General features: G+C 74.3%; 6 protein-coding genes and 1 pseudogene. 5 read left to right on the top strand and 2 right to left on the bottom strand.

All coding sequences use genetic code 11. The annotated features are described in order from the left end of the window. Window positions 1-271: hypothetical protein (locus ACYVGT_RS27970; protein WP_460863825.1), on the bottom strand; the 271-nt coding region annotated here is incomplete at its 3' end. 592 nt (window positions 272-863) lie between these two features. On the opposite strand from ACYVGT_RS27970, the gene ACYVGT_RS27965 reads away from it, so the two are divergent. The 4 genes from ACYVGT_RS27965 (at window position 864) to ACYVGT_RS27950 (ending at window position 5,679) form a co-directional block, all read left to right on the top strand. Beyond that, window positions 864-3,965 (top strand): sensor histidine kinase, encoded by a 3,102-nt coding sequence (locus ACYVGT_RS27965; RefSeq protein ID WP_460863823.1) that lies wholly within the window; start codon window positions 864-866, stop codon window positions 3,963-3,965. 163 nt (window positions 3,966-4,128) lie between these two features. Further along, window positions 4,129-4,530 (top strand): roadblock/LC7 domain-containing protein, encoded by a 402-nt coding sequence (locus ACYVGT_RS27960; RefSeq protein WP_460863820.1) that lies wholly within the window; start codon window positions 4,129-4,131, stop codon window positions 4,528-4,530. A 41-nt stretch (window positions 4,531-4,571) separates the two neighbouring features. Continuing rightward, on the top strand, window positions 4,572-5,057 hold the full coding sequence (locus ACYVGT_RS27955; RefSeq protein WP_460863818.1) for a DUF742 domain-containing protein: 486 nt from the start codon (window positions 4,572-4,574) through the stop codon (window positions 5,055-5,057). Between the two features lie 34 nt (window positions 5,058-5,091). Beyond that, complete coding sequence (locus tag ACYVGT_RS27950) at window positions 5,092-5,679, top strand: GTP-binding protein (protein ID WP_460863829.1); 588 nt, start codon at window positions 5,092-5,094, stop codon at window positions 5,677-5,679. Window positions 5,680-5,706: 27 nt separating this feature from the next. Here the strand turns inward: ACYVGT_RS27950 and ACYVGT_RS27945 are convergent, their stop codons facing one another. Further along, complete coding sequence (locus tag ACYVGT_RS27945) at window positions 5,707-6,345, bottom strand: cyclase family protein (RefSeq protein WP_460863827.1); 639 nt, start codon at window positions 6,343-6,345, stop codon at window positions 5,707-5,709. Window positions 6,346-6,607: 262 nt separating this feature from the next. Here ACYVGT_RS27945 and ACYVGT_RS27940 point away from each other — a divergent pair. Next, window positions 6,608-7,744 (top strand): annotated as a pseudogene (locus tag ACYVGT_RS27940) (hypothetical protein); the annotation flags it as partial.

The raw sequence follows: 7,744 nt of genomic DNA, 5'->3' as shown, positions 1-7,744 counted from the left end.
CGCCGGCCGCGGCCGCCCGGTCGGCCGCCCGGTCGGCGGCGGCCAGCGCGTCTTCGGCGGCGGCCAGCCGGTCGGCCTCGGCGTAGTACCGGTCCACCGCGTCGGCCCCGGCGGCGTGCAGCTCGTCGACGTCGGCGCGGACCTCGGCGATCCGCGCCCGCAGCGACGCAGCGTCATCGGCGGCGGCCGGTGCCGCCGCGGCGGGCGCGCACACCGCGGTGCACGCCGCCAGTACCCCCGCCACCGCCAACCGTCTGCGCGGCTTCTCCACCGGTTGCTCCCCTCGTCGCGCGACCAGTCCTCGAACGCCACCCGGGGTGGCCCGGACCGCCTGTCGGTCACAGAATGTCACTGCATGACTACGGGTTCACATGTTTTTCGGGTGTGTTCGAATAGTTATCGACGGGTGGGTGTGTACCGATTTCGCCGTGCTGGCCAGCTGAATCGCCGGGCCCTGGCGGTGCCCGCCGCATACCTCCGGTGCGAAGGCCCAGCGGCGCGAGGGATTTCGATCCCATCGGGGGGACGCGCCCCGGACGGCCGGATTGGTACGCTGTGCTCTCCAAGTGCCCCATTTCAGGTTTTGGGGCACGACGCCTCTTCCCCTCAGCAGGCGGTATCGGCGCGGAAAGCCCCCTCCACCGAGGCCCTTCCTCCGCGCGCCTCCCCGGTGCTCCAGGCCCGTGCTGCTGCCTATTGGGGGGCATGTCCATCACCCCGAGGCGGTGAACGAAAGGTTGCGAGGGTCCGTGTCTCCACGTGCGGCGAGAACCGAAGGCGACGCCCCCAAGGACGAGCCGCAGGAGGGTCCTCCGGACGCATCCGAGGACGGTAAGCGGTCCTGGTCGCCGAGGAACTGGCGGGTGCGCACCCGCCTCCTCGCGCTGGTCGCGATCCCGACGGCCGCCGCGCTCGCCCTCGGCGGGCTGCGGCTGGGCACCAACGTCGTCGACACCCTCACGCACAGCCGCATCCAGGAGATGGCGACCCTCGGCCAGGACATCGTCACCCTGACCCACGAGCTGGGCGGTGAGCGCGCGGCCGCAGCGGCCTATATCGCCGACAACAAGCAGCCGGAGCGCCGCTCCGACACGCTGCACAAGGACTACCAGGACCAGATCCAGGCCACCAAGCGCGCCCAGTCCACCGTCGAGGACAGCATCGCCTCGCTCGGCGACCTCGGCGGCGTCGCCGAAGAGCGGCGCGAGCGGATGAACGGCGCCCTCGACGGGCTGGACGCCATCCGCGACGAGGTCCAGTCCTCCCCGCTCACCGTGCTGCCGGCGGCCACCAAGTACCGCCAGGTCATCAACGCGCTGAACGACTTCAGCCAGACCACCGGGCAGGGCACCGACGACGCGCGGCTGCAGGAGAGCGTCCGCGCGATGACGGCACTCAACCGGGCGCGCGAGCACCTCTCCTTCGAGTCGGCGCTGATCGTGCACGGCCTGTCCCGCGGCGCCATGTCGACCGGCGTCGAGGAGGCCGTCCTCAACACCCGCTCGCGGTACGAGAACGAGACGCAGAACTTCGTCGCCAGCGCAACGCCCGACCAGCGCCAGATGCACGAGTCCACCTTCACCGGGCTCGAGGTCTCGCAGATGGCCACCGTCCGCCAGCGGGTGCTGCTGCGGCTGGAGTCCGGCAGCCGCCTCAACGACCGCGAGGGCATCAACTCCGCCGCCGGCTACTCCAAGGTCGCCGACGAGGCGATGGCCCGCGCGCACGAGAGCGACGTCAAGATGGCCGGCCTGGTCACCGAGGAGGCCGGCGACCTGAGCCAGGCCGCACTGCTGCGCTCGCTGCTCGACTCCGCGCTGGTGCTGGCCATCCTCGGCCTCACCGGATCGATGACCCTGATGGTGGTCCGCTCGCTGCTCAGCCCGCTGCGCCAGCTGCGCGAGGGCGCGCTCCGCGTCGCAGGCCGCGACCTGCCCGAGTCCATCGAGCGGATGAAGGACACCACCACCACGCCGGACCAGGTCGAGGTCCTCCCGATCGAGGTCGGCACCCGCGACGAGATCAACCAGGTCGCCCTCTCCTTCGACGAGGTGCACCGGGTCGCGATGCGGCTGGCGGCCGAAGAGGCCGCGCTGCGCGCCAACGTCAACGCGATGTTCGTCAACCTCTCCCGGCGCAGCCAGACCCTGGTCGAGCGGCAGCTGCGGCTCATCGACGGCCTGGAGCAGAGCGAGCAGGACTCCGACCGGCTCGGCGACCTCTTCCAGCTCGACCACCTCGCCACCCGCATGCGCCGCAACGCGGAGAACCTCCTGGTCCTCTCCGGCCAGGACAACACCCGCAAGTGGGCGCAGCCGGTGCCGCTGGTCGACGTGCTGCGCGGCGCGGTGTCCGAGGTCGAGCAGTACGACCGGGTCAACGTGCGCGCCCCCTCCGACGTGTCGGTGCTGGGCCGCCCGGTCAACGACGTCATCCACCTCGTGGCCGAGCTGGTGGAGAACGCGACCTCGTTCTCCTCGCACGACTCCCAGGTCTCGGTCACCGCGCGTATCGCCGACAGCGGGGGCGCGGTCGTCGAGGTCACCGACTCCGGAATCGGCATGCCGCCGGAGGAGATCGAGGCCGTCAACGGCCGGCTCGCCGAGCCGCCGATGATCGACGTGGCGGTCTCCCGCCGGATGGGCCTGTTCGTGGTCAGCCGGCTGGCCGCCCGGCACGGTATCCGAGTCCGCCTGGCCGAGGCGCGCAACGGCGGCATCACCGCCGTCGCCGAGTTCCCCGCCGACCTGCTCATCACGCCGGTCGAGCCGGACCGCGGCGGCGCGGTGCCGGACACCTTCGCCCAGGCCGAGGAGGCCTTCGCGCAGTCCCCGGCGCCCAGCGAGCCGGACGACGGCTGGGGCCGCGGCGCCTACTCCGGGCCCTCGGCGGAGAAGCTGCCCAAGCGGCGCCCCGGCAACAACCGCACGGCCTCCACCGGCTCCTTCCCGGCGCTGCCCGCCGACGAGCACCCGCCCAGCGGCGAGGACCTGTGGGGCAAGGACGCCGAACCGAGCGACCAGAGCCGCTCCGCCGGCTCGCTGTTCGACCCGCGCCAGACCGGCCCGATGCCGGTGGCCGAGCCGCCGGCGCCGCCGGAGTTCCCGGAGCGCTCCGGGTACGGAGAGGCGCCCGGATACAGCGCCGACGCCTACCCCGAGTACCGCAGCGGCCACGACGCAGCGGGCTGGGTGAACGGCGCTGCGAACGGTGCTGCGGACGGCGCCGCCAACGGCGCGGTGAACGGCTCCGCCGGGAGCGCGCCGCACGCGTTCGACGCGGACCGCGCAGCGCCCGGCACGCCGTCCGAGCGGGACACCGGGCAGTGGTGGCAGGAGCCGCGCGAAGGCTACGGATCCACTGCCTACCTGTCCCGCCGCTACGGCCGCGGCCCCGCCGCCGGCCAGGAGACCGTCGTCCCGCCGTCGCCGGAGAGCGGATCGGAGGCGCTGCCGATCTTCGACGCCATTGAGTCCAACTGGTTCAAGCGCCGCACCGGCGGCCCGGAGACCGGCCCCATCGCGGCCACCCCGGCGCCGGCGCCCAGCGCCCCGCCCGCACCGGCCCCGCAGCCGCCCCGGAGCCAGGCAGGGCCCGCGGCGCGCCGCCCGGCAGGGCCGGCCCAGCCCCCGGCCGCCCCGGCCCCGCCGGCGCGGTCCGACTCCGAGGACGGCTGGCACTCCGACGCCGACCGCGGCTGGCAGGCCGCGCGCAGCGCCGCCGAGCCGATCGCGGGCGGGCTGACCGAGTCGGGGTTGCCGAAACGCGTGCCGAAGGCGAACCTGGTGCCCGGAACTGCGCCGCGCCCCGAAGCGAACAACCCCGGCACCATCCGGAGCCGTTCGGCCGACCAGGTCCGCAACCGCTTCAGCGGGTTCCAGAAGGGCGTCCGCGACGGCCGCTCCCAGAACACCGGGGAGTACCGCCGAGGAGCCCCGGGTGAGCGCGGAGACGGAGACCGGTAGTGTTCGTCACCGCGCGGAACCGCCGAACATCACGGATGTGCGATGAAATGGCACCAACCGTACTTCCAGCGACGTACAGCACCATAGAGTCACTACGGACGAGCTCCCAGACCAGCCGGCACCCCCGCCGGGGAATGGTCCGGGATGAAGAGGAGCGCAGGCGATGAATCAACCGGTCAACGAACTGAACTGGCTGATCACTGACTTTGCCAACCGGGTTCCCGACGTCGCGCACGCCATCGTCGTCTCCTCGGACGGCCTGCCGCTCGCGTCCTCCGCCGGCTTCCCCGCCGACCGGGCCGACCAGCTCGCCGCCATCGCCTCCGGGCTCTCCAGCCTCACCCAGGGCGCCGCCCGCGTCTTCGAAGGCGGCGCCGTCGCCCAGACCGTGGTCGAGATGGAGCGGGGGCTGATGCTCATCATGGCCATCAGCGACGGTTCCTGCCTCGCGGTGCTCGCCGCCGCGGAATGCGACCTCGGCCTGGTGGCCTACGAGATGACCCTGCTGGTGGAGCGCGCCGGCAGGGCACTCACCCCCGCGTCCCGCACCACGGAGATGCACTGATCCACCACAACGCCTGATCCGTGACCGACAGGAGGAAAGTGGTGGCACCTCACAGCAGAGATGCCGGGAGCGCCTCGTGGTTCGGGCAGGGGCAGCCGCCCCCGCCCCGGCCGCAGGGCGGCGCTGAGCTCCCCCCGTCCGAGCGCCGCCCGACCGTTCGACCGTCCGATGCCGCAGACCGGAACGGCGCCCCCAGCTCGCTGGTGCGGCCCTACGCTGTCACGCGGGGGAGGACCAAGCCGAAGGCCCAGCTGCCGCTGGAGGCCCTCATCTCGGCGACCGCAACGGCGCGCGCCGAGATGGGGACCCTGACCCCGGAGTGCCAGGCGATCAGCGACCTGTGCCGGGAGTGGCGCTCGGTGGCCGAGGTGAGCGCGCTGCTGCGGATCCCGCTCGGCGTCGCCCGCGTCCTCGTGGCCGACATGTCCGAGCAGGGGCTCGTGCAGATCCGCTCGTCGCTCGACTCCGACAGCCGCCCCAACACCAACCTGCTTGAAAGGGTGCTCAGTGGACTTCGCAAGCTCTAGCCCGGCCGACGAGGGCGGTGCTGCGGCGAGCGCGATGACGTCGGTCAAGATCGTCGTCGCCGGTGGTTTCGGCGTCGGGAAGACCACGTTCGTCGGCTCGGTCTCCGAGATCGTGCCGCTGACCACCGAAGCCGTGATGACCAGCGCCAGCGTGGGTGTGGACGACCTCGCCAAGACGCCGGACAAGCAGACGACCACGGTCGCGATGGACTTCGGCCGCGTCTCGCTCGACTCCGACCTGATCCTCTACCTGTTCGGCACCCCCGGCCAGCACCGCTTCTGGTTCATGTGGGACGACCTGGTGAAGGGCGCCATCGGCGCGGTCGTGCTGGTCGACACTCGGCGGCTCGCCGACTGCTTCCCGGCGATCGACTACTTCGAAGAGGCGCGGCTGCCCTTCGTCGTCGCGATCAACGGCTTCGACGGCTACTACCCGCACGCCGCCGAAGAGGTGCGCGACGCGCTCACCCTCAGCCCGGAGATCCCCATCGTGTCGGTGGACGCGCGCGACCGCGCCTCCACCAAAGCCACGCTCATCACCCTGGTGGAGCACGCCATCACCGTGGGGGACCGCTCGGCCGGCCAGACCACCTCGACCGGCGGCCAGGGGTCCTGGCGTTAGGAGGCATCCGGTCAGCGCGCCGGCCCCTCACGGCCGGGTCCACGCGACTGCGCGGACCGGTGCGCCGTCGCCCGACACCAGCCGGAGCGGAAAGGCGCAGAACACCGCGCCCGGCGTGATGCGGTCGAGGCGGCACAGGTTCTCCACAATGGTGCCGCCCGCCCCCAGCACGGCATGGTGCGCCGCGAACGCTCCGCCCGGCGCGCCACCATACGGCGTCGCGTCCGGACTCAGCGTGTCCACCCCCACCGTGCGCACGCCGGACGCCACCAGCCGCTGCGCCGTCTCCGCGGCCAGATACGGGTGGTCGTAGTAGCGCTCGGTGCCGTAGTGGGCGTCCCAGCCCGTGCGGACCAGTACCACCGCGCCCGGGCCGAGCGCGCCGCGGTGCGGTTCCAGCACCTCGGGGCCGATCGCGCTGCGCGGCGCCGCACCCGTTGCGTCCACCACCACCGCCGGACCCGTGAACAGGGTGAGCGGCAGCTCGTCCAGGCGCGCGCCGCCCGGCACGAAATGGCAGGGCGCGTCGGCGTGCGTGCCGGTGTGCGACGCCAGCTCCACCCGCACCGACGCGTAGCCGTCCTCCGCGATGGTGTGGCAGGGCGAGACCGCCGGCGGCGCGTCTCCCGGGTACATCTGCGTCTCGGGCCCCACCGGGTGGCTCAGATCGGTGAGCTGCCACTCCGCCCCGCCGGGCGGCCGGACAGGGGCGCCCTCCCACCCCGGCGCCGCTCCGCCGGGACCGCTCGCTTCCGTGCCGTCCACGCCTGCCTCCTGCCGCCGATGGATGTCCGGCCGTGCTCCGCGGGCGCACCGCCCGGTGCGGCCGGGAACCCGTCCTCCCCGCCATCATCGCCGACGCCCGGGCCTGTGGACAGGGCGCGCCGGCGGGATGCGCAGCGGGCCGCGGCACGGCACCATTGAACGGGTGAGCTCCCTTCCCCACCCGGGCGGCGCCGACGGCGACCCGGGCGCCAACGCCATGACCGACCGGTTCCGAAAGGTCGCCCGCGGCATCCTCGCCGAAGCCTTCGACGGCCCCCAGGCGGCCGACGGCGCCCCCGGTGCTCCGGCTGCCGGAGCGGAGGCCGGCGCCGATGCCGAGCGCATCGCGCTGCTGTCCGACGCGCTCGGGGCGCTGGACGAGATCGACGACACGATGCTGCCGCCGGACGCGATCACCGATCTGGAGATGCTGCGCACCCGGGTCGGCGCCCGGATGTGGCGCACCGCGGAGCTCCGGCCCTTCGACTGGGACCCGCTCGAGGCGCTGCCCGCACCGCCGTCCACCGCCGCCGGAGCGGCCGTGCTGCGGGCCGCCGCCGCGCAGCTGCCCGACGCCCTCGCCGGCGCCCGCGCCCGTCTGGACGCCGGCCCCGGCATGCCGCGCGTGCACACCGAGGCCGCCGCAGGGCGGGCCCGCGCCCTCGCCCGCGCGCTCGAAGCCGCCGAGCGGGATGCGGAAGCCGCCGGTGGCGGGGGAGGGGCCGGGGACGCGGCGGAGGCGGTGCGCGCGCTCCAGGGCTATGCGGCCTGGCTGGATGCCGCCGCGCCCACCGCGGTGGCCGACCCGCGCCTCGGCGGCCGGGTGCACGCCGCCGCGCTCTGGTACGGACTAGACACCGAGACCGCCCCCGGCACGCTGCTGACCCGTGCCGAGAGCGACCTCATCGCCTTGGAGGAGCAGCTTGCCGAGGAGGCGGCCGCTACGGGCGGCTCGGCCGCCCCCGGCGCCGCGGAACTGGCCGCCCTGCTGGAACAGGGCGCCGCAGCTGCGCCGCTGGGCCCGCCCGCCGAGGAGTTCGACCGCCTCCGCCGGGCCGCCGGCGCCGGCGGCCGGTTCACCGTGCCCGCCTCCGCAGGGCCGCCGCCCTGGCCGCTGGCCTGGGGCGACCCGCTGACCGATGCCGCGCCGGCCGACCTCGGAGGGGCGGGGGCCGCCGGTGCCGCCCCGGTCTGGGCGGACGGCGGCACCGCGCCGGGGGTCGGCCCGGACGGGGCGGGCGCCGAAGCGCTCCTGCGCGCCGCGGCCGCCCGCGCCGGTGTCCCCGGCCGGGCGCTGCAG

The organism is Nocardiopsis coralliicola (assembly GCF_054779695.1).
Note: the sequence above shows the minus strand (reverse complement) of the source record. Positions and strands in the feature narration are given on the sequence as shown.

Excerpts from the sequence above, each read along its gene's own strand:
- ACYVGT_RS27950 (WP_460863829.1), top strand. The coding sequence starts at position 5,092 with ATGACGTCGGTCAAGATCGTCGTCGCCGGTGGTTTCGGCGTCGGGAAG.
- ACYVGT_RS27960 (WP_460863820.1), top strand. The coding sequence starts at position 4,129 with ATGAATCAACCGGTCAACGAACTGAACTGGCTGATCACTGACTTTGCC.